At 69.3% G+C, this 24,096-nt stretch carries 31 protein-coding genes and 1 pseudogene; 16 read left to right on the forward strand and 16 right to left on the reverse strand.

What is annotated here, in order from left to right; all coding sequences use genetic code 11:
• Positions 1-122 precede the first annotated feature (122 nt).
• On the forward strand, positions 123-443 hold the full coding sequence (locus tag WCE37_RS04980; protein WP_343278382.1) for a hypothetical protein: 321 nt from the start codon (positions 123-125) through the stop codon (positions 441-443).
• A 10-nt stretch (positions 444-453) separates the two neighbouring features.
• On the opposite strand, the gene WCE37_RS04985 is transcribed toward WCE37_RS04980, so the two are convergent.
• Complete coding sequence (locus WCE37_RS04985; protein ID WP_343278383.1) at positions 454-717, reverse strand: DksA/TraR family C4-type zinc finger protein; 264 nt, start codon at positions 715-717, stop codon at positions 454-456.
• 273 nt (positions 718-990) lie between these two features.
• Here WCE37_RS04985 and WCE37_RS04990 point away from each other — a divergent pair, with 273 nt between their 5' ends.
• Together WCE37_RS04990 and WCE37_RS04995 are read left to right on the forward strand one after the other, a co-directional pair.
• On the forward strand, positions 991-2,292 hold the full coding sequence (locus tag WCE37_RS04990) for a mechanosensitive ion channel domain-containing protein (RefSeq protein ID WP_343278384.1): 1,302 nt from the start codon (positions 991-993) through the stop codon (positions 2,290-2,292).
• A 231-nt stretch (positions 2,293-2,523) separates the two neighbouring features.
• Positions 2,524-2,742 carry a hypothetical protein gene (locus tag WCE37_RS04995; protein ID WP_343255719.1) on the forward strand — a complete coding sequence of 73 codons (219 nt, stop codon included), beginning with the start codon at positions 2,524-2,526 and terminating at the stop codon, positions 2,740-2,742.
• 24 nt (positions 2,743-2,766) lie between these two features.
• Here the strand turns inward: WCE37_RS04995 and WCE37_RS05000 are convergent, their stop codons facing one another.
• The 6 genes from WCE37_RS05000 to WCE37_RS05025 all read right to left on the reverse strand — a co-directional run bounded on the left by WCE37_RS05000 (position 2,767) and on the right by WCE37_RS05025 (position 9,218).
• Positions 2,767-3,225, reverse strand: a complete 459-nt coding sequence (locus WCE37_RS05000) for a hypothetical protein (protein WP_343278385.1) — start codon at positions 3,223-3,225, stop codon at positions 2,767-2,769.
• Complete coding sequence (locus WCE37_RS05005) at positions 3,222-4,535, reverse strand: TIGR03862 family flavoprotein (RefSeq protein ID WP_343278386.1); 1,314 nt, start codon at positions 4,533-4,535, stop codon at positions 3,222-3,224. Before WCE37_RS05005 ends, WCE37_RS05000 begins: the two co-directional genes overlap by 4 nt.
• Before the next feature lie 6 nt (positions 4,536-4,541).
• Entirely contained in the window at positions 4,542-4,883 is a 342-nt protein-coding gene (locus WCE37_RS05010; protein ID WP_343278387.1) for a zinc ribbon domain-containing protein YjdM, read from the reverse strand.
• Positions 4,884-5,008: 125 nt separating this feature from the next.
• Complete coding sequence (gene ubiM / locus WCE37_RS05015; RefSeq protein WP_343278388.1) at positions 5,009-6,271, reverse strand: 5-demethoxyubiquinol-8 5-hydroxylase UbiM; 1,263 nt, start codon at positions 6,269-6,271, stop codon at positions 5,009-5,011.
• A 66-nt stretch (positions 6,272-6,337) separates the two neighbouring features.
• Positions 6,338-6,619 (reverse strand): hypothetical protein, encoded by a 282-nt coding sequence (locus WCE37_RS05020; protein ID WP_343278389.1) that lies wholly within the window; start codon positions 6,617-6,619, stop codon positions 6,338-6,340.
• A gap of 469 nt (positions 6,620-7,088) precedes the next feature.
• Entirely contained in the window at positions 7,089-9,218 is a 2,130-nt protein-coding gene (locus WCE37_RS05025) for a M13-type metalloendopeptidase (protein WP_343278390.1), read from the reverse strand.
• A gap of 194 nt (positions 9,219-9,412) precedes the next feature.
• Between WCE37_RS05025 and WCE37_RS05030 the strand changes: the two genes are divergently transcribed.
• On the forward strand, positions 9,413-10,024 hold the full coding sequence (locus WCE37_RS05030; RefSeq protein WP_343278391.1) for a mechanosensitive ion channel family protein: 612 nt from the start codon (positions 9,413-9,415) through the stop codon (positions 10,022-10,024).
• A gap of 11 nt (positions 10,025-10,035) precedes the next feature.
• Here the strand turns inward: WCE37_RS05030 and WCE37_RS05035 are convergent, their stop codons facing one another.
• A complete protein-coding gene (locus tag WCE37_RS05035; protein WP_343278392.1) occupies positions 10,036-10,221 on the reverse strand; it encodes a hypothetical protein in 186 nt (61 codons plus the stop codon).
• Between the two features lie 23 nt (positions 10,222-10,244).
• Here WCE37_RS05035 and WCE37_RS05040 point away from each other — a divergent pair, with 23 nt between their 5' ends.
• A complete protein-coding gene (locus WCE37_RS05040) occupies positions 10,245-10,391 on the forward strand; it encodes a hypothetical protein (RefSeq protein WP_343278393.1) in 147 nt (48 codons plus the stop codon).
• A 42-nt stretch (positions 10,392-10,433) separates the two neighbouring features.
• Positions 10,434-10,985: a peroxiredoxin gene (locus tag WCE37_RS05045; RefSeq protein WP_343278394.1), complete on the forward strand. Its 552-nt coding sequence runs from the start codon at positions 10,434-10,436 to the stop codon at positions 10,983-10,985.
• 13 nt (positions 10,986-10,998) lie between these two features.
• Here WCE37_RS05045 and WCE37_RS05050 read toward each other — a convergent pair whose 3' ends face one another.
• Positions 10,999-11,304: an AzlD domain-containing protein gene (locus tag WCE37_RS05050; RefSeq protein WP_343278395.1), complete on the reverse strand. Its 306-nt coding sequence runs from the start codon at positions 11,302-11,304 to the stop codon at positions 10,999-11,001.
• The gene (locus WCE37_RS05055) at positions 11,304-11,963 is read right to left on the reverse strand and encodes an AzlC family ABC transporter permease (protein WP_343278396.1); all 660 of its coding nucleotides are present in this window, start codon (positions 11,961-11,963) and stop codon (positions 11,304-11,306) included. The genes WCE37_RS05050 and WCE37_RS05055 overlap by 1 nt, the downstream gene beginning before the upstream one ends.
• A gap of 157 nt (positions 11,964-12,120) precedes the next feature.
• Here WCE37_RS05055 and WCE37_RS05060 point away from each other — a divergent pair, with 157 nt between their 5' ends.
• The 3 genes from WCE37_RS05060 to WCE37_RS05070 all read left to right on the forward strand — a co-directional run bounded on the left by WCE37_RS05060 (position 12,121) and on the right by WCE37_RS05070 (position 15,149).
• Positions 12,121-13,821, forward strand: a complete 1,701-nt coding sequence (locus tag WCE37_RS05060) for an EAL domain-containing protein (protein WP_343278397.1) — start codon at positions 12,121-12,123, stop codon at positions 13,819-13,821.
• A 137-nt stretch (positions 13,822-13,958) separates the two neighbouring features.
• Positions 13,959-14,609 (forward strand): methyltransferase domain-containing protein, encoded by a 651-nt coding sequence (locus tag WCE37_RS05065; protein ID WP_343278398.1) that lies wholly within the window; start codon positions 13,959-13,961, stop codon positions 14,607-14,609.
• 246 nt (positions 14,610-14,855) lie between these two features.
• Positions 14,856-15,149, forward strand: a complete 294-nt coding sequence (locus WCE37_RS05070) for a hypothetical protein (protein ID WP_343278399.1) — start codon at positions 14,856-14,858, stop codon at positions 15,147-15,149.
• 66 nt (positions 15,150-15,215) lie between these two features.
• Here the strand turns inward: WCE37_RS05070 and sstT are convergent, their stop codons facing one another.
• The gene (sstT, locus tag WCE37_RS05075) at positions 15,216-16,502 is read right to left on the reverse strand and encodes a serine/threonine transporter SstT (RefSeq protein WP_343278400.1); all 1,287 of its coding nucleotides are present in this window, start codon (positions 16,500-16,502) and stop codon (positions 15,216-15,218) included.
• A gap of 135 nt (positions 16,503-16,637) precedes the next feature.
• On the opposite strand from sstT, the gene WCE37_RS05080 reads away from it, so the two are divergent.
• The 4 genes and pseudogenes from WCE37_RS05080 to WCE37_RS05095 all read left to right on the forward strand — a co-directional run bounded on the left by WCE37_RS05080 (position 16,638) and on the right by WCE37_RS05095 (position 18,553).
• Positions 16,638-16,910, forward strand: a complete 273-nt coding sequence (locus WCE37_RS05080) for a DUF6522 family protein (protein WP_343278401.1) — start codon at positions 16,638-16,640, stop codon at positions 16,908-16,910.
• Positions 16,911-16,959: 49 nt separating this feature from the next.
• Entirely contained in the window at positions 16,960-17,685 is a 726-nt protein-coding gene (gene azu / locus WCE37_RS05085) for an azurin (RefSeq protein WP_343278402.1), read from the forward strand.
• Between the two features lie 149 nt (positions 17,686-17,834).
• Positions 17,835-18,077: pseudogene (locus WCE37_RS05090) on the forward strand (DUF1428 domain-containing protein); the annotation flags it as partial.
• A gap of 137 nt (positions 18,078-18,214) precedes the next feature.
• Positions 18,215-18,553 (forward strand): DUF1428 domain-containing protein, encoded by a 339-nt coding sequence (locus tag WCE37_RS05095; protein WP_343278403.1) that lies wholly within the window; start codon positions 18,215-18,217, stop codon positions 18,551-18,553.
• Positions 18,554-18,649: 96 nt separating this feature from the next.
• Here WCE37_RS05095 and WCE37_RS05100 read toward each other — a convergent pair whose 3' ends face one another.
• From WCE37_RS05100 to WCE37_RS05115, 4 genes are all read right to left on the reverse strand, one after another.
• Positions 18,650-19,591 (reverse strand): aldo/keto reductase, encoded by a 942-nt coding sequence (locus tag WCE37_RS05100; RefSeq protein WP_343278404.1) that lies wholly within the window; start codon positions 19,589-19,591, stop codon positions 18,650-18,652.
• A gap of 323 nt (positions 19,592-19,914) precedes the next feature.
• Positions 19,915-20,445, reverse strand: coding sequence for a hypothetical protein (locus WCE37_RS05105; RefSeq protein ID WP_343278405.1), 531 nt, complete (start codon positions 20,443-20,445; stop codon positions 19,915-19,917).
• Between the two features lie 78 nt (positions 20,446-20,523).
• Positions 20,524-21,075 carry a YaeQ family protein gene (locus tag WCE37_RS05110; RefSeq protein WP_343278406.1) on the reverse strand — a complete coding sequence of 184 codons (552 nt, stop codon included), beginning with the start codon at positions 21,073-21,075 and terminating at the stop codon, positions 20,524-20,526.
• Between the two features lie 42 nt (positions 21,076-21,117).
• On the reverse strand, positions 21,118-21,357 hold the full coding sequence (locus WCE37_RS05115) for a hypothetical protein (RefSeq protein WP_343278407.1): 240 nt from the start codon (positions 21,355-21,357) through the stop codon (positions 21,118-21,120).
• 144 nt (positions 21,358-21,501) lie between these two features.
• On the opposite strand from WCE37_RS05115, the gene yghX reads away from it, so the two are divergent.
• From yghX to WCE37_RS05130, 3 genes are all read left to right on the forward strand, one after another.
• Positions 21,502-22,389 carry a YghX family hydrolase gene (gene yghX, locus WCE37_RS05120; protein ID WP_343278408.1) on the forward strand — a complete coding sequence of 296 codons (888 nt, stop codon included), beginning with the start codon at positions 21,502-21,504 and terminating at the stop codon, positions 22,387-22,389.
• A 107-nt stretch (positions 22,390-22,496) separates the two neighbouring features.
• The gene (locus tag WCE37_RS05125) at positions 22,497-22,835 is read left to right on the forward strand and encodes a YkgJ family cysteine cluster protein (protein WP_343254184.1); all 339 of its coding nucleotides are present in this window, start codon (positions 22,497-22,499) and stop codon (positions 22,833-22,835) included.
• Between the two features lie 43 nt (positions 22,836-22,878).
• On the forward strand, positions 22,879-23,022 hold the full coding sequence (locus WCE37_RS05130) for a hypothetical protein (RefSeq protein WP_343254183.1): 144 nt from the start codon (positions 22,879-22,881) through the stop codon (positions 23,020-23,022).
• Positions 23,023-23,029: 7 nt separating this feature from the next.
• Here the strand turns inward: WCE37_RS05130 and WCE37_RS05135 are convergent, their stop codons facing one another.
• Positions 23,030-23,929 carry an acyltransferase gene (locus WCE37_RS05135; RefSeq protein ID WP_343278409.1) on the reverse strand — a complete coding sequence of 300 codons (900 nt, stop codon included), beginning with the start codon at positions 23,927-23,929 and terminating at the stop codon, positions 23,030-23,032.
• Between the last annotated feature and the right edge of the window lie 167 nt (positions 23,930-24,096).

The raw sequence follows: 24,096 nt of genomic DNA on the forward strand, positions 1-24,096 counted from the left end.
GCTACCTGCGCAATTACTACTCCCGCGTCCACGCCCGCGACCCGCGCTGGAGCAGCTACAATGCCGCCTGGTACAGCGCGCCCGCAAGCTATCGCTACCAGCGCTCAGGCCGCTACTACAGCGTGAACCAGTACGCCGCCGACCTGCTGCAGCAGGCCGTCGACCTTGGCTACAGGGAAGGCCGCGAGGCCGGTCGCGCCGACTACGACGACGGCTGGCGGCCCGATTACCGCAACAGCCACGCCTGGGAGGACGCCAGCTACGGCTACAACGGCTGGTACGTCGACCGTTCCGAGTACATGCACTATTTCCGCGAGGGCTTCCAGCGCGGGTATGAAGATGGCTACCACGGACGCAGCCAGTACGGGCAGCGGAACGACCAGGGCGAGTATCTGATCCTGGCTGCCGTGCTGTCGGCAATCCTCGCCTTCCAGCACCTCTGACCCGCCTGCTTCAGCGCAGCTGGCTGTCCTTGCTGCCTCGCCGGTTGTACCCGGCGAGGCCAGCTTCCCCGTCGTGCGCGGCCTGGCAGGGCATGCACAGGCGTACGCCGGGCACCGCCTTGCGTCGCGCTTCCGGAATCGGCTCGCCACATTCTTCGCAGTCCTCGCGCCCGGGCCCCGTGCCGAGCCGGCTGCGTGCGCGCTCGATCGCGTCCTTCACGGTTGCGTCGATCTGGTCCTGTACGGCGCCGTCGCCGGCCCAGCCGGTGGCCATGCTGCTTCTCCGCGGATGCTGGATACAGTCTGTTATCGGGGTCCACCGCCGGCCTTGCAAGCCCTGCGGCGGGTCCACGCTCCCACACCATCGGCGGTCCGCGCCGATTCGCGGCGTTGCGCCGGCTTCACCGCGCCGTGCGACCATTGCGGCATGCGCGTGAACACGACTGCCCCACTCGCCGCCCTGTTGTCGCTTTTGCTGTCACTGGCAGCCGTCGCTGGCGCTCCGGCCCACGCCCAGGCAAGCGCGCCGGCCCCGGCACCCACGGCGGTGGGGACCGACACGACGCCCGATTCCGCCGAACGCGCCGACTCCGCGGACACCGCGGATACCGGACGCGACCTGGCCGACAGCCGCCGCGTCGCCGAGCGCTTGCGGGAGACCGATGGGCTGGCCGACGTCACCGTGACCGTCCGCGACGGCGTAGCCGAGCTGCAGGGCGTGGTCCTCGCACCCGAGGACCGCGAACGCGCCGCACAGGTGGTTGAACAGCAGCCCGGGATCACCCGGGTCGACAACCGCGTGATGCTGAGCACCCGCATATCCGACCGCATCGGCACCGCGTCCACGCTCGCGCTGGACAAGATCGTGCGCCTGGTGGCCACCCTGCCGCTGCTCATCGTGGCGATGCTCGTGGTCGCCCTGGCATGGTCGCTGGGGAAATGGCTGGGACGGCGCTTCGGGCAGCGCATCCAGCGGCGCAACTGGCAGTCCGAGAATCCGTATTTCGCAAGCCTGGTGCAGCAGCTGGTGCAGTGGCTGGTGCTTCTGGGCGGGATCCTGGTGGCACTCGACCTGCTGGGTGCGACCGCCCTGGTGGGCGCGGTCATGGGTTCGGCAGGCGTGATCGGGCTCGCACTTGGCTTCGCGTTCAAGGACATCGCCGAAAATTACGTGGCCGGCGTGCTGCTGAGCATCCGCCGCCCGTTCGCGCCAGGCGACTCCCTGCGCATCGACGGCAGCCATGAAGGCAAGGTCGCGGCATTGACGCCGCGAGCCACCGTCCTCGTGACCTTCGATGGCAACCGCCTCACCCTGCCCAACGCACTGGTGTTCAAGTCGGTGGTGCTGAACTTCTCCAGCAACGCGCGGCGGCGGCTGGATTTCACGATTCCTGTCGACGTTGCGGAATCCATCCGTTGCGTGCATGACCTCGCCCTGTCGGCGATTCGCGGGGTCGATGGCGTGCTTGCGGACCCCGGGCCCTCCTGGACGGTGGACGCGTATGACGCGTCGGCGATCACGCTGCGCTTCTTCGCCTGGGTCGACCAGCGCAGCAGCGATCTTGGCAAGGTGCGCAGCGAGGCCATCCATTCGGTGCGTACGCGGCTGGCCGAGGCCGGGGTGAACACACCGCGCGTGATCCAGTATGCCGCCACGCTTCCGGAGGAAAGTTCCCCGGCCGGAGCGGCCGAGCGTGCCGTGCAGGCGCCCGCCGCCGAGGAGGCAGCGGCCGACACCTCGGTCAACCGCGACCTCGACGAGCACATTGCCGCCGAACAGCAGGCGCACGCCAACGAAGACCTGCTTCCGGTGGAGCCCGAAGCGTCCCCGCCGCACACGGCGCCCTGAAGGCCTCGCTGCGGCCCGGCCGCGCTCCGGCCAGCCGGGGTTTCAGATTTCCCCTACCCTCGAATCGCCAAGTCACTGACAGGCAACCAAGCCATCCCCGCGCATGATGGCGGGGCCCCGGCAGCACGGCCCTGCACCGGTCACGGATGCCGCTCAGCAACGGAACTGGCCGCGACCTTGAGCAAGTCGTAAAGCTGGGCCGGGGCACACCTACACCACCAGGACGCGCCAATGGTCGAGATCAAAGAGGTCGCGGCGGGGTTCCAGGTTTCAGGGGCGAGCTTCGACGAGGTCTTCCACAGCCGCTTCAAGGCCACCATGGCCGCGCACGCCGTCGCACTCGGTGATGCCACCCTGTCCGGCCGGGCCGTCACCATCACCATGCCCACCGGCTGGGGCGATACGGTATTCGTGGAACCGGGGCCGGTGCTCCGCTCCACGCACGCCTGAGCCTCTACGCGGCGCAGCGGCCGGTCAAAGGCCCGACGGTGCGGGCGGCGGCGTGCCAGCGGGGCGCGCGCAGCCGGAAACCGGACCGACGCCATCGATGACCAGCTCGGCCACCTGGGGAAACACGGCACCCGACATGGAGTCCTCGCACGGTCCCGGCGTCAGCGTCACCGCGATCGTCCCGGCATCGTCGCTGGCATGCACCAGCCTGGTGCCTTCGACTTCGTTGTCAGTGGCGATGGCGAACCGCCGGCCTTCGAGGTCGGGCCCGCTGAGCACCACTGCGCCCGCTTCCACCCTCGCCTGCCAGAACGGCTCGTTGGTCAGGACCACGAACCCGGCTGGCAGAGTCCGGTTTGCAGCCGCGGCGCTCATGTGGTCATCGGCAGCGACTGCTTCAGGTGGCGGCGCGCCGTGCTCGCAGGCCGCCAAGGGCAGGGCCAGCACGAGCAGCATCGAGATCAGTCTGGCATCCATCGTCAACCATCCTCCGGGGGCGTGAGGGCGTCAGCATGCCGCATGCCGGCAGGGGCGATGTTATCCAGCCAGCGCAGTGCGCCTTCGGCCGCCACGCATCCACTGGCGAAGCAGGCGGTCAGGAGGTATCCGCCCGTCGGCGCTTCCCAGTCGAGCATCTCCCCCGCAGCGAAGACACCCGGCCGCGCCCGCAGCATCAGGCCGTCGTCCAGGGCCTCGAGGCGGACGCCACCGGCGCTGCTGATCGCCTCCGCCAGGGGTCGCGTCGCGACCAGCCGCAGAGGCAGGCGCTTGCTGGCGACTGCCACGGCGGCCGGGTCGTGCATGGCGTCGGCACCGAGGACCTCGCGCAGCAGGCCGGCCCTGGCGCCGTCGAGTCCTGCTGCGCGCCGCAGGTGCTCCGACAGGCTGCGCTTGCCCCGCGGCCGCGACAGCTCGCCCTGCAGCCGCGCACGCTCGCGCCCGGGCGCGAGGTCGAGCTCAATCAGCGCATGCCCGTCGCGTGCGATGAGCTCGCGCAGGTCGGCGGAGATCGCGTAGACCAGGCTGCCTTCGATCCCGTGCTCCGAAACCACGCACTCGCCCTGCAGTGCATGCACGCGCCCACCGGGATCGCGCCAATGCGCAACGACCGGCTTCAGCGGGGCACCCGCATGGCGCCCTGCGAAGTGCGCGGACCAGCCGATGTCGAAGCCGCAGTTGGACGATTGCAGCGGCGCGACCTCGATGCCGGCATCGCGCAGGAGGTCCTGCCATGCGCCGTCCGAGCCCAGCTGCGGCCAGCTGCCGCCGCCCAGCGCGAGCACCGTGGCGTCGGCATCGAATCCGGTTTCGCCATCCGGCGTCGCAAACCGCAACGCGCCCCTGTCGTCCCATCCAAGCCAGCGATGGTGGACGTGGATGTCCACGCCCTGCGCACGCAGCCTGCGGACCCAGCCACGCAGCAACGGGGCAGCCTTGAGGTCCACGGGAAAGACCCGACCGGAGCTGCCGACGAAGGTCTCGACGCCAAGCCCGCGCGCCCATTCCCGCAGCGCATCGGCATCGAAGGCGGAGAGCCAGCGACCGACCTCGGCGCTGCGCTGGCGATAGCGACCGGAAAACAGCGCCGGCGGATCGGAGTGGGTAAGGTTCAGGCCGCCCTTGCCGGCCACCAGGAACTTGCGCCCGACCGAGCCCTTGGCCTCGAAGACATGGACTTCGCAGCCGGCCGCGCGCAGCAGTTCGGCGGCGAACAAGCCGGCCGGGCCGCCGCCGACGACGGCGACGCGGCGGATGCCGGTCGCCAGGGTTCCAGCGCCGGACGCCGCGGTCATCGCCCCTCAGGCCCTGCGCAGGAAACAGGTTTTCAGCACGAGGTCGCGGATCCTGTCCGAATGGCCCTCGATGTGCTCCGCGTCGTCGTCGACCAGGCGGATGTTGCGGATCATCGTGCCCTGCTTGAGCGGGATCGATGAACCCTTGACCTTGAGATCCTTGATCACCACCACGGTGTCGCCCGCTGCCAGCTCATTGCCGTTGACGTCGCGCACCACGATGGCATCGCCTGCAGCCTCGCCATCGCCCACGGCCCATTCGTGGCCGCAGTCCGGACACATGTACAGCGCGCCGTCGGGATAGGTGTTTTCCAGTCCGCATTGCGGGCAGGCGGGAATGCTGGACATCGGCGACTCCGGTGTGGCGTGGGCTGCATAGTGTAGCCAGCGGCCATCGAGCGGACCGCCCCACAGCGCAGCACCCGTGCCTGCGCGGCCGTGTCGCCACCCCGCCCGCGCTGGTGCCGATCGCGTCAGCGGGCGTGCGCGCCGTGCCCGCGGGCCGCCGGCTTCAGCAGCGCGACGCTACGGCGAAGCCGCTGCAACGGGGACGGATCGACCGGCCCGTCGTCCAGCAGGGTGTCGGCCAGCGCGTGCCTGAGCGGCGGCAGCATCCTGCCGGCCTGGATGATCGCGCGCCGCAGCGGCTGCATCGGCCGGCGATCATCGGTGAACATCCGGACCACCAGCGCGGTGCCGAGGAACAGCGGCAGGCAGCCGGCGCGATGACGACGCTGGTAGCGCGCCAGCAGCGCGGGGTGGCCAGGGTCATGGTGCGCCGCGACCGCGTCGGCCACCGCCGACGCCAGGCGCTCGACGCTGGCCAGGCCGAGATTGAAGCCGTGCGCCGTGACCGGGTGCATGCCGACCGCGGCGTCACCGAGCAGCGCGAAGCGCGGGCCGACGAACCGCCGCGCCCAGGTCGCCACCAGCGGGTACGCATGCGCCTCGCCTTCCAGCGCCATCGCGCCGAAGCGGTTGCCGTAGCGCGACTGCAGCTCGCGCGAAAACGCATCGGCGTCCAGCGACTTCAGCCGCTCCGCCTCCGCGCCAGTGACCGTGACCACCGCCGACGCCAGTTGCCCACGCAGCGGCAGCAGTGCCCGCGTCTGGCCGGTGCCGAACCATTCCAGGGCGATGCCTCCGTGCGGCTTCTCCAGCCGCACCCGGCACACCAGCATGGTCTTGCCGAAGTCATGCATGGCCACCGGGATCCCCATCGCACGGCGGATCGAGGAGAAGCGGCTGTCGGCCGCGACCAGCAGCGGGGCCTGGAAACGGCGACCGTCCTCCAGCACCACCTCGGCCTGTCGCGGGTCCGACGCCACCGAGGCGACCACGGCGTCGAAGTGGAGGCGGATGCGCGGGTCGCTTTCGACCAGTTCCCATGCGGCCGCGCGGATATCGCGGTTCGCAACCAGGGCGCCCAGGGCCTGATGCCCGAGGGGCGCGGCGTCGACTTCGAATCCGTGCCCGGCATCGCCGTCGGCCACGCGTGCGCCGACCAGCGGCGACACCGCGTCCTCCGGGATCCGCTGCCATGCGCCAAGCTCGCTCAGGATGCGCATCGACGCCCGGGTCAGCGCGATCTCGCGGCCGTCGAACGCGGGCCTGGCAACGGATTCACGCGACTGGCGCTCGAACACATCGACGCACAGGCCACGCTGCGACAGCGCGCGCGCCAGGCACAGGCCCGCTGGGCCGGCTCCGATGACGATGACCGACGGCTCTGACATTGGATTTCCCACCTCGACTGGAACGCCAAGGCTGGGCTGTCCGGGCGTCTGGCGCCCTGACCGGGATCAAGCGCCGGAACGGCTCCGTGCCGCGGCGTGGACCGCCGGCTCCGCCAGGAAGCGCCCGACCTGGAACCAGACCAGCAGCGCGCCGGCGGCGATCAGCAGCGCACACAGCCCGTTGCCCGGCTGTGCCAGGTGCAATACCACCGCCGCTCCCATCGTCAGCGCGAGCCAGGCCCAGGCCTGCCAGCGCCCGACCAGCGCACGCCGAGTCTCACGCCCGATGATCTCCCGTGCCTGCGCCGGGGGAATTCCATACTCCTCGCTGATCACTTGCGGCTGCATTGCGTGCCTGGCTCCTGTGGACGTGCGGAATCGCGTACCTCGTGGATACATGGACGACGTGGGGTCCGTGGATTACGCCACGGATCGGCGCGCGAATAAAGAGATTCATCTCCCGACCGGAGGAGAGACGCAAGGCAGACCCGGCGGGGTGGCTGGTTTTGCTCGAGGCTCCGCGTTGCTGACATGACAGTTGCGGCGTTGTCGGGCCGGGAGCTGCTCCGTTCCGGTCCGCGCTGCCCGTCCCGCACACAGGGGTGTGCTCCCCGGCCTGTCCGCGTCCTGCTCCCAAGGCCGGCCGCCGGCCATCCATGGCCGGCTGTACGCACACCCCCTGTGCACGGGACGGGCCGTGGCGCTTTCCTGCTTCGGGTCGAAGATCAAGAGCGGGCGCGCCTCCTCCCGGAGCCTGCTCAATCAGGGCAAGAACCAAAGGAAAGGGGGCGGAAATCCGCCCCCTCCTTTGTTCTGCTTACCAGATACGGACCCGGTCTTCGGGCGCGATCCAGAGCGCGTCGGCATCGGTGACGCCGAAGGCCTCGTACCAGGCATCGATGTTGCGCAGCGGGGCAAACGCCCGGATGTGGCCCGGCGAATGCGTGCCATTGACCAGCTGCTGGCGCAGCGCATCGTCGCGCCAAAGCGTGCGCCAGACCTGCGACCAGCCCATGAAGAAGCGCTGCTCGCCGCTGAAGCCGTCGATCACCGGCGCATCCTTGCCGTCGAGCGAGCGGCGATAGGCCTCAAGCGCGATGGTCAGGCCGCCAAGGTCGCCGATGTTCTCGCCCATCGCCACCTTGCCGTTGATGTGCATGCCCGGCAGCTGCGGGAACTCGTAGGCCTCGTACTGGGCACCGAGCTTCGCGGCCTGGACCTCGAACTTGGCGGCGTCGTCGGCGGTCCACCAGTCGCGCAGCAGCCCGGCGCCGTCGGACTTGCGGCCCTGGTCGTCGAAGCCGTGGATGATCTCGTGGCCGATCACGCCGCCGATGCCGCCGTAGTTCACCGCCGGATCCGCATCTGGATCGAAGAACGGCGGCTGCAGGATCGCGGCCGGGAACACGATCTCGTTCTTCACCGACGAGTAGTACGCGTTGACCGTCTGCGGGGTCATGCCCCACTCGGCCTTGTCTACCGGCTTTCCGATGCGCGCGCGGTCGTAATCCCATTCGAACGCCGCCGAACGCAGGGCGTTGCCGAGCACGTCGCCATCCTTGACCTCGAGCGCGGCGTAGTCGCGCCATTCCTCCGGGTGGCCGATCTTCAGGCCGAAGCCGGCCAGCTTGGCGCGGGCCTCCTTCTTGGTGTCCTCACCCATCCACTCCAGCTGGTCCAGGCGCGCGCCCATGGCCGCCTTCACGTTGGCCACCAGGTCATCCATCTTGGCCTTGGCGTCCGGCGGGAAGTACTGCGCCACGTAGTCGCGGCCGATCGCCTCGCCCATCGCGCCCTCGGCGTGGGCCACGCCGCGCTTCCAGCGCTCGCGCTGCTCGGGCTGGCCGGAGAGGAACTTCGAGCGGAAGTCGAAGTGCGCGTCGACGAAGTCCTTCGACAGCAGCGGCGCGGCCTGGTCGGTGACGTGGAAGGCCTGCCAGGCCTTGAGCGTATCGAGATCGGTACCGGCGAAGATGGCTGCCAGCTTCGGGATCGCCGTGTCCTGGCGGACCACCGCGCGCGGCGCATCGCCGACGCCGGAGGCGGCGAAATAGCGCTCCCAGGGGAAGCCCGGCGCGGTGGTCGCGAATGCGGCGCGCTCGACCGGATTGTAGGTGCGGCTGCGGTCGCGGCTTTCGGCGCGGGTCCAATGCGCTTCGGCCACCGACTTCTCGAAGTCGAACACGCGCTGCGCATTGGCCTGCGCTTCGTCCCAGCCGGCAAGCTCAAGCAGCTGCGCGATGTAGGCGACGTAGCGCTCGCGCTGCGGCTCGAACTTCTCGTCCAGGTACATCTGGCGATCGCCGAGGCCGAGTCCGGACTGGCTCATGTACAGGGTGTAGCGATCGGGATCGCGCTGGTCGTCGGAGACGCCCACGCGGAACAGGGTCGCGCCCGGACCGCCGGCGGCGCGGCCCATCAGGTCGGCCAGCGCATCCTTGTCGGCCGCTGCGCGGATGGCGTCGAGGTGCGGGGCCAGCGGGGCGGCGCCCAGGGCGTCGATCGCGGCCTCGTCCATGAAGCTGCGGTAGAGGGTCGCGACCTTGGCCGCGTCGCCGGTGGCGGCGTCGCCAAGCGCGGCATACCCGTCGACCAGGCCGCGCACGCGCGCCTCGGACAGGTCGCGCAGGACCAGGAACGAACCGTACATCGACTTGTCGGACGGGATTTCGGTGTTGTCCGCCCAGGTCCCGCTGACGTAGCGGAAGAAGTCGGCGCCCGGCCGCACGTCCCGGTCCATGCCCGCAGTGTCGATGCCCCAGGCGCCGTAGCGCGTGGCAGCCACGGTGTCGCCGGCGCCAGCGGCGGAGTCGTCCGCTTCGAACAGCAGGCTGGCGTCGCAGGCGATGTCGATGCAGTCACCTGCGGCGCGGACGTCATGGGCGGCTACGGGGGCGGCAAGCGACAGGGCAAGCGCGGTTGCCGCGGTGAGAAGGTTGATCTTCAAATGGAGGTCTCCGGACTGGGTGCAATGGACGGGCGCCGCGCGGGACGCCAACCCTGCAAGCATACCCAACAGCCGCCGGCTCGCCTCCGATCACGCTGCCGTGCCCGGTCGCGACAGCCATCGGCCTGCCCGCCCCGGCCGCGCGATCTGGGACAATCGCGGCCACGCCGGCGTGGTGCCGGCATGGAGCCGTGATGAGGGAGCATTTGCCCGTGTGGGTGCAGGAATGGCTGGGCGTGATCGTGCCGCTTGGCCAGGTGGCGCTGATCATCCTGGGGGCCTGGCTGCTGCGCCTGCTCGCACGCCGTGTCGGCGACCGGGTATGGCAGCGCTACGACGCGCCGCAGGAACTGGTGATCGGCTCCCGGCGCGTGATCACCTTCCTGATCTGGGCCGCCGCCCTGCTGCTTGTGCTGCAGCGGCTGGGCGTGTCCGGCACAGTGCTGTGGACCGCGTTCACCGGCTTCGCGGCCGTTGCGGCAGTGGCCTTCTTCGCCGCATGGAGCGTGCTGTCGAACATCTTCTGCACCATGCTGATCCTTGCCACGCGCCCGTTCCGGCTGTACGACCACGTCGAACTCCTCGAGGGCGGCGACAAGCCCGGGCTCGGCGGACGGGTCACAGACATCAACCTCGTCTACACCACGCTGCAGGAAATCGATGACGCCGGCGAACCCCGCGGCAGCGTGCTGCGCGTGCCCAACAGCCTGTTCTTCCAGCGCAGCGTGCGCCGCTGGCGCAGCGTCGAGGATCGCCATCGCGCGCTGAAAGCCGGCAAGCGGGGCGGATCCGGCCTCGACATCTGAGGCACGCTCCATCAACCCGCAAACTCGCCGAGGCGATGGCGCGCCTGCTGCCCGATTCCTTCGAGGTCAGCTGCCCGCGCACCGACGACCTGCCGATGTACAACATGGACCTCGAGGGCGGGCGTCCCGCGGAAGCGGTCCGCTTCACTGACGAGGTCGCGGCCGCCGATGCCGTCGCCGTAGTGATGCCCGAGCATAGATCCTCTGCATCCTCGGCGCGGTGGTCCAGGGCGGCGAAGCCTGCATCCAGTTCAGGCCCGACCTCATCGGCGCCGACGGTGATTTCACCAGCGCCGACACCCCTGCCTTCCTGCAGGCGTATGTTGATGGCTTCGCCGACCTGGTTGGTCGGCTGGTGCCGCGCTGAAACCTGTCCAGCGCCCTAATCGCCGCATCCCAGGAGCCCGCCATGAACCCCATCAAGCGCAGCATCGTCCTCGCCGCCCTCGCCCTGGCCTCGGCCTGTTCGTTCCAGGCGCAGGCCACCCTTCAGCCCGGCGACGCCGCGCCCGACTTCACCGCACCGGCCTGGCTTGCCGGCGAAGCCTTCGAGTATTCGCTCGCCGATGCCCTGCGCGACGGCCCGGTGGTGCTCTACTTCTTTCCCGCCGCCAACACGCCCGGCTGCAACATCGAGGCGGCGCTGTTCTCGCAGGCCATCGATGACTTCAAGGCGCGCGGCGTGTCGGTGATCGGGGTGACTGCGGGCAATACCGAACAGCTGCGCGAGTTCTCGGCCGACAAGGCGACCTGCGCCGGGAAATTCCCGGTGGCCGCCGACGAAGGCGCGAAGATCGCCACCAGCTACGCCGCGGCGCTCGAGCGCAAGCCGGAGATGTCCAGCCGCACCTCCTACCTGATCGGCAGCGATGGGCGCGTGCTTGCGGTGCATTCCGACATGAATCCCGCGCAGCACGTCAAGCACATGCTCGAGAGCATTCCCGGCGACGCCGGCGGCTGAGCACGCAGCGCGGTCACAGCAGCAGCCGCACCACCGCGGCGGCGGCGGCGCCAATCACCACCACCAACAGGAACGGGGCCCGAAGCGCCAGCGCAGCGGCCGCCGCAAGCAGCGCCGCCACGCGGGCATCAAAGGCCAGGGCCTGGCCGTTTGCGAAGGTGTTGACCGCCGTCAGCGAGGCCAGCAGGCCGACGGTCAATGCCATCGCCGCGGCCCGCGCACGCGGCGCATCAAGCCAGTGCGGCGGCACCAGGAAGCCGGCGAATTTGGTCGCGAACGCGGCCGCGCAGGCCAGCAGCACCCAGCTCCACTGCGACATCAGGCCGCCCCCGCCTTGCCATGCCAGCCCCACGCCGCAGCCACCACCGCCGCGACCAGGATCGGCACGCCGGGCGGCACGAAGGGCACCGCCAGCACCGTGGCCAGTGCACACACCACTGCGATCGCGACCGGCTCGCGGGCCGACAATCGCGGCCACAGCAGGCCAAGAAACGCGGCCACCGCCGCGCCATCGAGACCCCAGCGTCGCGGATCTCCGAGCGCATCGCCCAGCAAGGCGCCCGCCAGGGTGCAGAGATTCCAGAGCAGATAGATTCCGAGCCCGGCGGTCCAGAAGCCGCGCCGCTGTTCGTCCTGGTCGTCCTGGCCCACTGCCGTCGCGGTGGACTCATCGATGCACACCTGGGCGGCAAGCGCCCGACGCCACCCGCGCGGCCGCAGCATCCGGTTGATCTGCATGCCGTAGACGGCGTTGCGCACGCCGAGCAGCGTGGCCGCGCCACATGCGGCCGCACCGCCGCCGCCGCCCGCAAGCACGCCGATATAGGCGAACTGGGAGCCACCGGTGAACATCAGCGCGCTGAGCGCCACCACCTGGAGCACGTCAAGGCCCGCCGCCACCCCCAAGGCACCAAAGGACACGCCGTATAGGCCCGTCGCAACGGCGACAGACAGGCCGATGCGGGTGGCAGGGGTCATCGTTGTTCGCATGCGGGGATCCTATATGCGCGCCCGGCTTCCCCAAACCGCGCGGCAACGTGCTAATAGTCAGCCAAGGCCCATCGGATGGGGAAGGATGGAAGCGTACGGCCAGCGCGGAAGACGGGGTTGCGCGCTACGGCAGGCGGTAGCGGCAGTGGCGCTGACGCTCGCGCTGACCATCGCTGTCCCCGCTGCCGCCGATACCGCCACAAGTTCCGCCGAAGCCTCTCGCGACAGCCTCCGCTTTGGCGGCGACGCCAACTACGCGCCCTATCATTTCATCGACGCCAACGGCCGCGCCGACGGCTTCGACGTCGAACTCGCCCGGGGGATCGCCGCGGACCTTGGCCTTGATCCGGTGTTCGAACTCGGAGAGTGGGAAGCTGCGCTGGAACGGCTGGCGCGCGGCGAGATCGATGTCGTGCCGATGTTCTGGTCGGCGGAGCGCGAGCGCCGCTATGGACTCAGCGAGCCGATCCTGCTTCGTCACCATGCTCTGTTCGGGCACTACGAAACCCCGACCGTCGCCGCGCTGGAGGGACTTGCCAATGTCCGGGTGGCAGTGCAGCACGCCGGCCTGGCATGGGAGACGATGCAGGAACTGGCCCGCCCCGGCGTCACGCTGGTGGAGATCGACAACGAATCCGAAACCCTTGAAATGGTCGCGCGTGGTGAGGTCGACTACGCCCTGGCGCCCACCGGCATCGGGTATCACGCAATCCAGCAATCCGGCCTGCGCGGCATCGTCGCGCTGAGTCCTCCACTCCTGGAGCGCAAGTACGTGTTCGCGGCCAGGCCCGGGCAGCCGGCGCTGGTGGCCGGGATCAACGCATCGCTTGAACGCCTGCGCAGGAACGGGGAGCAGAACCGTCTGTACATCGAATGGCTCGGCAATCCCGCCGCCACCGGTGTGGAACCGCGTCGACGTGCGGCGCCCGTCCCTGCCGTGGCCCCCGCAGCGCCGCCCGCCCTCGCTGCAGTGGCCGTGCTTGCCGCGCTGCTGGTCGCCGGCATCGCTCTCTTCGCCTGGCGCCGCAGGCCGCGCCCGACCGCAGGGCGCGCGACCACGCCCAGGGCCGCCGACGCGCCGGGCACCGACGACGCCCTGATCCTTGCCGAGCTGCGCGAGGCGATCGCCAGGCAGGAGCTCGATTTCGCCCTGCAGCCAAAGATCGACCTTCGCAGCAGCCGGCTGCTTGGCGCCGAACTCCTGGTGCGCTGGCGGCACCCTCGCCTGGGAGCGCTGGAGCCCGATGACTTCGTGCCGATCCTGGAACGGGCGCGGGCCATCGGCGAAATGACCCTCTACCTGGTGCGCCACGGCGTCGCGAAGTGTCGCAGCTGGCCCGACAGCGCCCGCCCCCTGCACATCGCGATCAACGTCTCGGCCAACGACTTGGCCGACCCGCGCCTCGTCGATGCGATCATCGAGGCCAGTGGCGAACAAGGCCACTGCCTCATGCTGGAAATCACCGAAACCGAAGTGATGCGTGAACCCGAACGCGTCGCCGAAGCCCTTCCGCGCCTCCGCAGGCACGGGATCGGGATCTCCGTCGACGACTTCGGTGCCGGCCACTCTTCGCTGGTGAACCTGCGCCGGCTGGCGCCTGAGGAGCTCAAGATCGATCGCTCCTTCGTGCATGCGCTGCGGGCCTCGCGCTCCGACCGCGCGATCGTCCGAGCGACGATCGATCTCGGCCACGAGCTCGGCGCCAGCGTGGCCGCCGAGGGCATCGAGGACGAAGCCACGCGGCGATGGCTCCTCGAAGCCGGCTGCGACGTCGGCCAGGGCTTCGTCATCGCCCGCCCCATGCCGCCCGACGAGTTCCTGGAGCTGCTGCGCGCGCAGGACTGAGCACCGGAGGGCCTCCTTGCTGCTAGGCTGGGGAAGGCCCGCGGCCAGAATGCGTGTCCTGCGCGCATCGGCCTTGGCCCGTTCGCATCCTCCCACGCGCACTCCGCAAGGAGCGACGCCCCTCCCGGGAGGCCTCCGTGCCCGGCTATTCCACCCGCACCCTTACGGTGGCGATCGGCGCCCATCGCTATCGCCTGCGCGTGCTCAGCGATCGCCAGCAATTCGCGGACCCGGACGGCCACGGCGAGCGCCTGGGGATCTCCTCGGCCCAGTGGAGCCATTTCGGCCAGCTCTGGCCCTCGGGGCGCCTCCTTGCCACCGCCATGGACAGGCTCCCTGTCGAAGGCAGGCGCATCCTCGAGGCCGGCTGTGGCATCGGCCTCGCGAGCCTCGTGCTGCAGCGCCGCGGTGCCGACGTGGTGGCATCCGACATACACCCGCTCGCCGAAGCCTTCCTGGCCTACAACTCGGCGCTCAACGAGCTGCCCGCCGTGCATTACCGGCAGCTGGACTGGGAGAATGAACTGCCGACCCTGGGCAGCTTCGACATGATTGTCGCCAGCGACGTCTTGTACGAGCGGGACCACGCGGCGCTCCTCGCCGGAGTCGTGCAGCGGCATGCACGCGAACGCGCCGAAGTCGTGGTCGCCGATCCAGGTCGCGGCAACAGCGCAGTGCTGGCCAGGCTGTTGGACGCCCTTGGCTTCACACTCTCGCGATCGCGCGGGGCGCTGGAAGGCGATGCGGCCGGCGTTCAGACCGGGCGTCTCCTGCACTTCCGGCGCTGAGGCATTGCACGGCGTTACAGGCGCGTCAAGTACCCGCAAACACTTTGTTAATGTGCGATTTGTATAATGCATGCAAGGACTCGCGTCCACCCATGGCACGTCGCGTCCCGATCCGGCAGTCCTTTCTCCGTCGCGCGTGCACCAGCAGGCGCGTGGAGGTCGCCGTCCACTGCCCACGACCGCCCTCCGCCGGTCCACCGCCAAGCGCCGTCGGCGCTGGCCGGGCCACAAACGACAGGAGTCGAGATGTCTCGCAGCAGCACCCAGAAGACCACCGCCACCGCTTCCACCGCCGCCACTCCGGCGCGCGCCAGGACCTCCGCGCCCCTCCGCCGGACCTCCAGCGGCCGCGCCAACAGCACGACCGCACACCTGACCAGCCAGCGCATCGCTGCCGACCTTGCCTCGTTCAAGAAGTCCGGCGGGCGCATCGAGGTGCTGGGCAACACGCCACTGCGCCCCTACACCTCGCGCACGACCAGCCGCAAGACCGCGGCAGCCGAGCCGGCAGCACCGGCGGCGAAGGCCAAGAAGGCCTGACCGGCCCTTCCGGCCTCCCGGACCGCCAGACCATGCGGCGCGCGACAATCGCGCGCCGCTTTCATGTCACGCGCCCGGGCCGCTCCCCGGAACCGCGCCGCCAGCGGTGACCGCGGCCGGGTCGACCACGTCCCCGGCCACCACGTCCCGGCCCGAAGTCGCGTCGCAGGCCGCGGCGATGAACACCACGTCGGTGGAGGAATTCAGCGCCGTCTCCGCCGAATCCTGCACCACCCCCACGATGAAGCCGATCGCCACCACCTGCATCGCGATGTCGGGGCTGATCCCGAACAGCCCGCAGGCCAGTGGAATCAGCAGCAGTGAGCCACCCGGCACGCCCGAGGCGCCGCAGGCACCGGTCGCCGCGACCATGCTCAGCAGCAGCGCGGTTGGCAGATCCACGGGGATGCCCAGCGTGTGCACCGCAGCCAGCGACAGTACCGAAATCGTGATCGCCGCTCCGGCCATGTTGACCGTCGCGCCAAGCGGCACCGCCACCGAACAGGTTTCACGATGCAAGCCCAGCTTGCGGCAGAGCTCCAGGTTGATCGGGATGTTGGCCGCCGACGAACGGGTGAAGAACGCCGTGAGGCCGCTCTCGCGCAGGCAGCGCAGCACCAGGGGATAGGGATTGCGCCGCGTCACCGCGAACACGATCAGCGGATTGGCCACCAGCGCCATGAACAGCATCGCGCCCAGCAGCACTGCAAGCAGGTGCGCGTAATCGAGCAGCGCCACCAGTCCGCTTTCGGCGAGGATCGAAGCGACGATGCCGAACACGCCCAGCGGTGCCAGGCGGATCACCATGCGCACCACCTGCGCGATCGCCTCCGAGAAGTCGGACAGCACCTGCCTGGTGTTGTCGCCGGCGTGGCGCAGCGCCATGCCGGTGACCACGCCCCAGGCCAGCAGGCCGATGTAGTTGGCGTTGACCAGCGCATTGAAGGGGTTGTCGAACACCTGCAACACCAGCGTCCGCAGCACCTCGCCGATGCCGCCCGGCGCGCTGAGCGCGATGTCGGCAGGCACATCGAGCCTGAGCGTGGTCGGGAACAGGAAGCTGGCCACCACGCCCACCAGCGCCGCCATTGCCGTCCCGACCAGGTACAGCCCGAGAATGGGCCGCATGCGCGTGTCCTGCCCCTGGCGATGGTTGGCGATCGACGCGGCCACCAGCACCAGGACCAGCACCGGCGCCACGGCCTTCAGCGCGGAAATGAACACCGTTCCCAAAAGGCCCACCGCCGCGGCCGCGCCCGGTGAGACCAGGGCGAGCACGACGCCGGCCACGAGGCCGATCGCGATCTGGGTGACCAGGCCCGGACGGCGGATGAAAGACGGGAGGATGGACATGGACGAAAACTCCGGAGACGGCAGCGCGCCATGATAGGGGTCGCGCGGCACGGGCGCGCGGGCCTGACCCAGGTCAATGCGGCCGCCAGGTGCGAATGGGAACCTGACGGCCGTTCCCGACGCATGGAGGACACCATGGGCGATGCCATATCCCTTCAGCTTGCCGAGCAGCCGGACATCGAAGTCGACGGCGCCATGGTGGCGCAAGGTCTTGGCCTGGGCGTGGAGCGCTTCCGTGAGCTGATGTCGACCCGCAGGATCCGCGTGCTCTGCGAGCGCGGGACCGGCGAGGACGCCGGCCTGTACCGCGCCAGCTTCTACCACGAAGGCAGGCGGATGCGCCTGGTGGTGGATGCGAAAGGGCGTCCCGTCGACCCGGCCTCGCCGACCCGCCTTCACGCACGCTGAAGGACACAGCGGTCCATCATTGACCAGATCCCACACAACGAGGTGCACGATGAAACTTCACGCTTCCCTGCTCGCGGCCGCCTGTGCCCTGGCCCTGTCCGCCTGCGGCGGCGAGTCTCCGCAATCACGGGACACCGCCGCCAGCACCCCGACCACGACCCCGGCGCCAGCGGCCTCCGCCGACGAAGACGCGAAGGTCGATCCGGCCTCGGTACCCGAAGCACCATGGGGCCAGGTGCCGGCGGACGGCTCGATGGCTGGCGCCGGCGACCCGGGCGATTCGGCCGGAAACGGCGGTGACGGCCAGGGTGCGGAGACCGGAAACGTCTCGACCCCCGCTGACAGCGCCACCGACGCTACCGCCGATGCCGGTGCCGCGGCTGCCGGTTCCGGCTGCGCAGTCGCCATCGAAGGCAACGACATGATGAAGTTCAACCTGTCGTCGATCAGCGTGCCGTCGACCTGCAGCGAGTTCACCATCAACCTCACCCATACCGGCCAGCTGCCCGAGGCCGCGATGGGCCACAACGTAGTCGTGACCGCATCCTCGGACATGGCGGGCGTCGCGGCCGACGGGATCTCGGCCGGCGCTTCGGCCGGCTACCTGAAGGCGGGCGACGACCGCGTCATCGCCGCGACTGAAATGATCGGCGGCGGTGAAAGCACGTCGGTCACCTTCGACGTCTCCAGGATCAAGGACGGCGGGCCCTACCAGTTCTTCTGCAGCTTCCCCGGCCATGCCGCGCTGATGAAGGGCACGATCAGCGTCAACTGAGGCACGCGCATTCGCGCCGGGCGTCGCGCCCGGCGCGTTGCCGGCGCCGACGGACGGCCGCGCGATCGACCACATGGCGATGCCACCAGGCGTATGTTCGAACCTCCAAAGGGCGGGCGCCGCCTGCCCTGCGACCCATGGAGGTGCCCATGTACTACACCGGTTTGATCGCAGCCGTTCCAACTGCCCGCAGGCAGGACTACATCGACCACGCCACGGCAACGTGGCCTGTATTCCGGAAGTACGGCGCCACCCGCATGATTGAAACCTGGGGCGTCGACGTGCCCAGGGGCAAGGTCACCGACTTCCATCGCGCAGTGGAGGCGAAGGACGACGAGAGCATCGTGTTCTCGTGGATCGCCTGGCCCGACCGCGCGACCTGCGATTCCGCGTGGCAGAAGATGGAAGCGGACGAGGCGATGCAGCAGACGGGCGAAATGCCCTTCGACGGCAGTCGCATGGTTTACGGCGGCTTCGCGCCCGTGTCCGAGCCGGGTGAGCCGGCCGGCGCTGGCTGGTACCAGGCTTCGTGCTGGCGGTGCCGGCGGCAAACAGGGCCGCGTACATCGACATGGCGAAGCAGGGCTGGGAGATGTTCGCCAAGGGCGGCGCGCTGGGCATGGTCGAGGCCTGGGGCGAAGACGTCCCGCACGGCAAGCGCACCGACTTCTATCGCGCCGCCAAGGCGGTCGAGGGCGAGGTGCCGGTGTTCAGCTGGATCGCCTGGCCGGACCAGGCCACGTGCGACGCGGCGGCCAAGGCCATGGAAGCGGAGATGGCGGCAGCGGACAAGATGCCCGAGATGCCCTTCGACGGCATGCGAATGATGTGGGCGGGCTTCGAACCGGTCTTCGATTCCGGCGCCTGAAATACGCGTGCCGCGGCTCCGGGCCGTGATCACGACATGGCGCCAGCGGCGGCGTCAGGTTGCGTGCCCCGGAGTGGCCTGTGACGACTGTTCGCGTCAGCGGCCGGCAGCGTCCAGCTCCTTGAGCGCGGCTGGCGGAAGCGAAAGGCCGGCGGCCGCGGCCAGTTCATCGAACTGCTCCACGCTGGTGGCGCTGGCGATCGGCGCGGTAACCGCCGGCTGCGCCATCAACCACGCAAGCGCGACCTGCGCCGGCGTCGCGCGGACATCGGCGGCGACCCTGCGCAGCACGTCCAGCAGCTGCATGCCGCGATCGTCGAAATAGCCCTCGAGGAAGCCGGCACGCGCCTTGCCCTGCAGGTCCTCGACTCCCTTGTACTTGCCGCTCAGGAAGCCGCTGGCCAGGGAGAAATAGCTCACCACGCCCAGCTGGTGTTCGTCGGCGACGGCGGCCAGGTCCGATTCGAACGCGGCGCGGTCGTAGAGGTTGTAGAGCGGCTGCATCACCTCGTAGCGCGGCAGGCCCTGCGCTTCGGAGATCGCCAGCGCCTCGCGCAGGCGGCTGGCGTCATAGTTGGACGCACCCAGCGCGCGCACCTTGCCGGCCTCGACCAGCTTCGCGAACGCGCCCAGGCTTTCCTCCAGCGGTACGTCCCGGTCATCGAAGTGGGCGAAATAGACGTCGAGGTAGTCGGTATCGAGCCGCTTGAGCGAATCGTCCACGGCCGCGGCGATGTTGTCCGCCGCCAGCCCCTTGCGCGGCTCCCATTTGCCGACCTTGGTCATCAGCACCACGTCGTCGCGGCGACCGCGGCGCGCCAGCCATTTGCCGATCACGGCTTCGGATTCGCCGCCGGACAGGCCCGGCCCCCAGGCCGAGTAGACGTCGGCGGTGTCGATCGCGTTGAAGCCTTGTTCGACGAAACGGTCGAGCAGCGCGAACGAGCGGGCCTCGTCGGCGGTCCAGCCAAAGACGTTGCCGCCGAAGACCAGCGGCGCGATTTCAATGCCGGAGCGGCCAAGCTGACGTTTTTTCATGAGTCCTTCCTCCTGGAAGCCTGTCGGGTCCGCCGTGTTCTCAGGCGATGCTTTCCACGATGCCGCCCTCGACTTGCCGGAAAGATCGATCTTCATTGGATTCTCCTGCTGGACTGCGACGGCGATCAGCCGAAGCGGAATGCGGATCCGCGCAGCGGTGCCGGGCCACGACCGGCGGCAACAGGGGCGGCCGCGGCATGGTTGCCGATGTCGAAGCCCTCGCGGAGTGCGTCGGCCACTATGGTCCAATTCCACCGCCTTGGAGGCACGGCTGGGGGATCACGCTGTTCCGTCGCACGCACGGGTCGGCACGCGTATTTCGCTCAAAGCGTGTTCGTGACGTCGCCACCGCGGCCTGAGAGGAATTCACCTGCACGCTCCTGCTCTTCCCGGGACAGGGCATGCACGACCACCGTGGTGCGCCGCGCATCCATGGCGTCGTGGGTGGCCTGGATATAGCGGTCGTGATCCGGCCGGATCGACACCAGTCCGCCCAGCAGCAGTCCGCCAACCGCGCCAAAGGCGGTGGTCACCAGGCCGGCCGCCACCGGCGAGCGGGCCACGAAGGGAATGCCCATCAACATCATGATGCCGAAGGCAAGCGCACCCGCCACCGCGCCGGCAATGCCGAGGCGCAGGTGCGCCACCAGGATCGTTCGCCAGATGCCGCGGCCTTCCGGCTCGAGCTTGATGTTGGCGTCCGGCTCGTCGGGCCCGATCAGCTTGACCTGCGACGGCTGCATGCCCGTCTCGGCGAGCAGCGCCGCCGCCGCATCACGTGCGGCGACACCGGTGCTGAAGACCGCCGCGAGCTTGCTGTTGGATACTTCGCCGGTGAGTGGATTGTCGGACATGGTGCAGGCTCCAGATGGCCAGCGCCGATCATTCCAGACCCTGTGTCCTTCGCACGTGAGCGACTGGCGCCCGGACGCTCAGCCGTCCCGCTGCCCCATCCGCCAGCGCGGCCTGATCGCGACGGTGCCACGACTGCCGAGCAGCTGCAGCTCACCGTCTTCGATCATCGCCGTCAGGCTCATGCTGCGCTCCAGCAGGTCGGCCGACGCCTCCACCGCTGCGGCATCCAGGTCCACCACCGCCAGGTTCTTCAGGCGCGACAGGCCGCTCCCGACCTTGCTCCACCAGACCTCGGCGGCGCCGCCGGCGTAGTTCACCACCGTGACTTCCCGGGCGCGGCCACAGGCCTTGCGGATGCGGCTTTCATCGGGCTGGCCGAGGTCGATCCAGTGCTCGATGTCGCCGGTGTAGTCGCGCCGCCACAGGTCGGGCTCTTCCTCGTTGCTGAGGCCGCGGCCGAACTCCAGCTTTTCGTGCGCGTTCAGGGCAAACGCCATCACGCGCGCCATCAGCCGCACCGGTGTTTCCGATGGATGCTGGGCAAGCGTCAGCGCGTGGCCGGCGTAATAGTGCCGGTCCATGTCGCTGACCTGGAGGTCGAGCCGGTAGATCGTGGCATTGGGGGCCATGTGCGCGCCATTTCAGGGAAGGCGCGATTGTAGACCCTGTGCTCAGCTGCACCCGCCGCAGCAGGTGCTGCCGCCGCTGACGTGCAGTTCGTGCACCGCCGGTTCGGCCTGGCAACCGACCTTCTTCAGGGCGTCCAGGATCTGCTCCTGGCTCGCGACGGATACCAGGTCAAGGCGTCCGCTGGCGATGTCGAGGGTGATCTTCGCATCTGGATCAAGCGGTTGAAGCGCCGTGGTGAGCATGGCGACGTCGAACTTTCCGGCGGACAGGTCGAACTGCATTGCGGTCTCCTCAGGCAAGTGCCGGCACGCCCGGCCACACCATGATGTCGGCCGCCCCCGCCGCCTTCCTTGATGCCGGTCAAGCAGGTCCGGATTGCCGGAGTATGGTGGCGGCACAACGCCTTCCTGCCGAGGAACCCGCCAATGACACGCCTGACCGCCAGGGACTTTTCCCCCGAGCTGCTCGAACTCTACGACGGCTACGCGCACGGCCGCATCAGCCGCCGGCAGTTCCTCGACCGCGCCGGCACGCTCGCCATCGGCAGCATGACCGCGGTGGGCATCCTCGCCGCGCTCAGCCCGAACTACGCGCTGGCGCAGCAGGTGCAGTTCACCGATCCCGAGATCGTCGCCGAATACATCAGCTACCCCTCGCCCAAGGGGCATGGCGAGGTGCGTGCTTACCTGGTGATGCCCGCCAGGGCGGAGGGGCCCGTGCCCGGCGTGGTGGTGGTGCACGAGAACCGCGGGCTCAACCCCTATATCGAGGATGTCGCACGGCGCGTGGCCAAGGCCGGGTTCGCCGCCCTCGCACCCGACGGCCTGAGCTCGGTGGGCGGATACCCCGGCAACGACGAGCGTGGCCGTGAGCTGCAGCGGACGGTCGATCCGGAAAAGCTGATGAACGACTTTTTCGCCGCCGTCGAATTCCTGCTGGGCGACGCGCGCACCACGACCAAGATCGGCATCACCGGCTTCTGCTACGGCGGCGGCGTCTCGCACGCGGCGGCGGTGGCCTGGCCGGAGCTCGCCGCGGCCGTGCCCTTCTACGGCCGCCAGGCAAGGCCCGAGGACGTGCCGCGCATCAAGGCGCCGCTGCTGATCCACTTCGCAGAACACGATGCCAACGTCAACGCCACCTGGCCCGCCTATCAGGCGGCGCTGGAGGCCGCGGGCACGACCTACGAAGCGCATTTCTACGCCGGCACGGGCCACGGCTTCCACAACGACTCCACGCCGCGCTATGACGAGGCCGCAGCCCGGCTGGTCTGGGAGCGCACCCTGGCCTGGTTCCACCGGCACCTGGCCTGAGCGCAGCCGCAGCCCGGGGACCGGCTGGCGATGTGCCCGCCGGGGCGTTCGCGCCGCGGCTGTTCATGCGCCGCACGCTAAGCTGGAGTTCCCAGAGTGTGCGAAACATGCCCTTCAGTATCCCTGCCGGGACGCCTGAACCCGCGGTCGAGGCGATCGATTGCGCCTCCTGCGACGCCGTCTGCTGTCGAATGACGGTCGTGCTGCAGCCGGATGACCGGGTCGCTGAACACCTCACCGACTACACCGCCGCCGGGCTTCACGTCATGGCGCGAGACGAGTTCGGCTGGTGCGTCGCGGTCGATCCGGCCGGCGGCGGCTGCTCGATCTACGCCTCGCGCCCGGACGTCTGTCGCCGCTTTCCGATGGGCGGCCCCTACTGCCGCGCGGTGCGTGAAGACTACGCAGACCGCAACGCGCGCGGGATCCCGCTGCAGATGTTCTGACCCGGGGCGGTACACTGGGGCTTCCATAACTGACCGGTGACCCATGGCCAAGCCCAATTATTCATTTGAAAAGCGCCAGCGCGAACTCGCGAAAAAGAAGAAGCAGGACGAGAAGGACGCCAAAAAGCGCGCCGAGCGCGAAGCCGCCAAGGGCGTCGCCGAGCCTGAACCGCCGCCGGGCGAATAAGACCGCCTCAGCTGCGCCCGTCGGTTTCAAGCAGGCGCTGCATGTCGGCATCCTTGTCCTGCCACAGCCCGTTCATCCACTGCTGGAAGCGGGCGCGGACGGCGCGATCATCCTGGTAGCGCCCTCCCATCACCCCGGTCGGGATCGGCCGCTGCCGCACCAGTACGCGCACTTCGGGGATCCGCCCCGCCATCAGGTCGACCATGGTCGGGCGTCCGGCGGGATAGGCGATGGTGACGTCGAGCAGCGCATGCAGCGCATCCCCCATCGCATCGATCACGAAGGCGACGCCCCCGGACTTCGGCTTGAGCAGGTGCTCGTAGGGCGATGACTGCGCGGCATGCTTCTCGGGCGTGAAGCGCGTGCCTTCGACGAAGTTCATCACTGCCACCGGCATCGCCAGGAACTTGTCGCAGGCGCGCCGCGTGGCTTCCATGTCGCGCCTGCCGAGCTCGGGATTCTTCGCGATCTCGCGCCGCGTATAGCGGCCCATGAACGGGAAATCCAGCGCCCACCACGCCAGGCCCAGCACCGGCACCCAGAACAGCTGCCGCTTGAGGAAGAACCTCAGCAGCGGGATGCGCCGGTTGAACACCTTCTGCAACACCACGATGTCCACCCAGCTCTGGTGGTTGGCGAGCACCAGGTAGTGCCCGTCGGCATGCAGCGCCGCATCGCCCTGCAGCTGCAGGTGGACGCGGGTACCGGTGAAGCGGTCGATCATCGCGGAGTTGGCACCGATCCAGCTTTCCGCCAGGACGGCAAGGATCCGGTTGCAGCCGCGCCGCACGCGATCGATGGGCAACAGCGCCTTGAACACGGCCACCAGCAGCAGCGGCAGCGCATGCAGCAGGGTGTTGAGGACGATCAGCGACAGGACCAGGCCCGCGCGCAGCATCTGGATCATCGGGACACCTTCCCGCCACCTGCGGCCGCGGGCAGCGCCACCCGCCCGGTGGTTTCCGATGCGCGAACCACCTCCAATGCCACTGCCCTGCTGCCCGTCATTGTCCCATTCCCGTTCCGTTGGTCACGCCCGGACGGCCTGCTGTCCTGCAGTCCAGGTCGCTTCAC

Source organism: Luteimonas sp. MJ250, from assembly GCF_039548455.1.
Taxonomy (GTDB): Bacteria; Pseudomonadota; Gammaproteobacteria; order Xanthomonadales; family Xanthomonadaceae; genus Luteimonas.

Excerpts from the sequence above, each read along its gene's own strand:
- WCE37_RS04985 (WP_343278383.1), bottom strand. The coding sequence starts at position 717 with ATGGCCACCGGCTGGGCCGGCGACGGCGCCGTACAGGACCAGATCGAC.
- WCE37_RS04995 (WP_343255719.1), top strand. The coding sequence starts at position 2,524 with ATGGTCGAGATCAAAGAGGTCGCGGCGGGGTTCCAGGTTTCAGGGGCG.
- WCE37_RS05005 (WP_343278386.1), bottom strand. The coding sequence starts at position 4,535 with ATGACCGCGGCGTCCGGCGCTGGAACCCTGGCGACCGGCATCCGCCGC.
- WCE37_RS05010 (WP_343278387.1), bottom strand. The coding sequence starts at position 4,883 with ATGTCCAGCATTCCCGCCTGCCCGCAATGCGGACTGGAAAACACCTAT.
- ubiM (WP_343278388.1), bottom strand. The coding sequence starts at position 6,271 with ATGTCAGAGCCGTCGGTCATCGTCATCGGAGCCGGCCCAGCGGGCCTG.
- WCE37_RS05020 (WP_343278389.1), bottom strand. The coding sequence starts at position 6,619 with ATGCAGCCGCAAGTGATCAGCGAGGAGTATGGAATTCCCCCGGCGCAG.
- WCE37_RS05030 (WP_343278391.1), top strand. The coding sequence starts at position 9,413 with ATGAGGGAGCATTTGCCCGTGTGGGTGCAGGAATGGCTGGGCGTGATC.
- WCE37_RS05035 (WP_343278392.1), bottom strand. The coding sequence starts at position 10,221 with ATGCTCGGGCATCACTACGGCGACGGCATCGGCGGCCGCGACCTCGTC.
- WCE37_RS05045 (WP_343278394.1), top strand. The coding sequence starts at position 10,434 with ATGAACCCCATCAAGCGCAGCATCGTCCTCGCCGCCCTCGCCCTGGCC.
- WCE37_RS05050 (WP_343278395.1), bottom strand. The coding sequence starts at position 11,304 with ATGTCGCAGTGGAGCTGGGTGCTGCTGGCCTGCGCGGCCGCGTTCGCG.
- WCE37_RS05055 (WP_343278396.1), bottom strand. The coding sequence starts at position 11,963 with ATGACCCCTGCCACCCGCATCGGCCTGTCTGTCGCCGTTGCGACGGGC.
- WCE37_RS05070 (WP_343278399.1), top strand. The coding sequence starts at position 14,856 with ATGTCTCGCAGCAGCACCCAGAAGACCACCGCCACCGCTTCCACCGCC.
- sstT (WP_343278400.1), bottom strand. The coding sequence starts at position 16,502 with ATGTCCATCCTCCCGTCTTTCATCCGCCGTCCGGGCCTGGTCACCCAG.
- WCE37_RS05080 (WP_343278401.1), top strand. The coding sequence starts at position 16,638 with ATGGGCGATGCCATATCCCTTCAGCTTGCCGAGCAGCCGGACATCGAA.
- azu (WP_343278402.1), top strand. The coding sequence starts at position 16,960 with ATGAAACTTCACGCTTCCCTGCTCGCGGCCGCCTGTGCCCTGGCCCTG.
- WCE37_RS05100 (WP_343278404.1), bottom strand. The coding sequence starts at position 19,591 with ATGAAAAAACGTCAGCTTGGCCGCTCCGGCATTGAAATCGCGCCGCTG.
- WCE37_RS05105 (WP_343278405.1), bottom strand. The coding sequence starts at position 20,445 with ATGTCCGACAATCCACTCACCGGCGAAGTATCCAACAGCAAGCTCGCG.
- WCE37_RS05110 (WP_343278406.1), bottom strand. The coding sequence starts at position 21,075 with ATGGCCCCCAATGCCACGATCTACCGGCTCGACCTCCAGGTCAGCGAC.
- WCE37_RS05115 (WP_343278407.1), bottom strand. The coding sequence starts at position 21,357 with ATGCAGTTCGACCTGTCCGCCGGAAAGTTCGACGTCGCCATGCTCACC.
- yghX (WP_343278408.1), top strand. The coding sequence starts at position 21,502 with ATGACACGCCTGACCGCCAGGGACTTTTCCCCCGAGCTGCTCGAACTC.
- WCE37_RS05125 (WP_343254184.1), top strand. The coding sequence starts at position 22,497 with ATGCCCTTCAGTATCCCTGCCGGGACGCCTGAACCCGCGGTCGAGGCG.
- WCE37_RS05130 (WP_343254183.1), top strand. The coding sequence starts at position 22,879 with ATGGCCAAGCCCAATTATTCATTTGAAAAGCGCCAGCGCGAACTCGCG.
- WCE37_RS05135 (WP_343278409.1), bottom strand. The coding sequence starts at position 23,929 with ATGATCCAGATGCTGCGCGCGGGCCTGGTCCTGTCGCTGATCGTCCTC.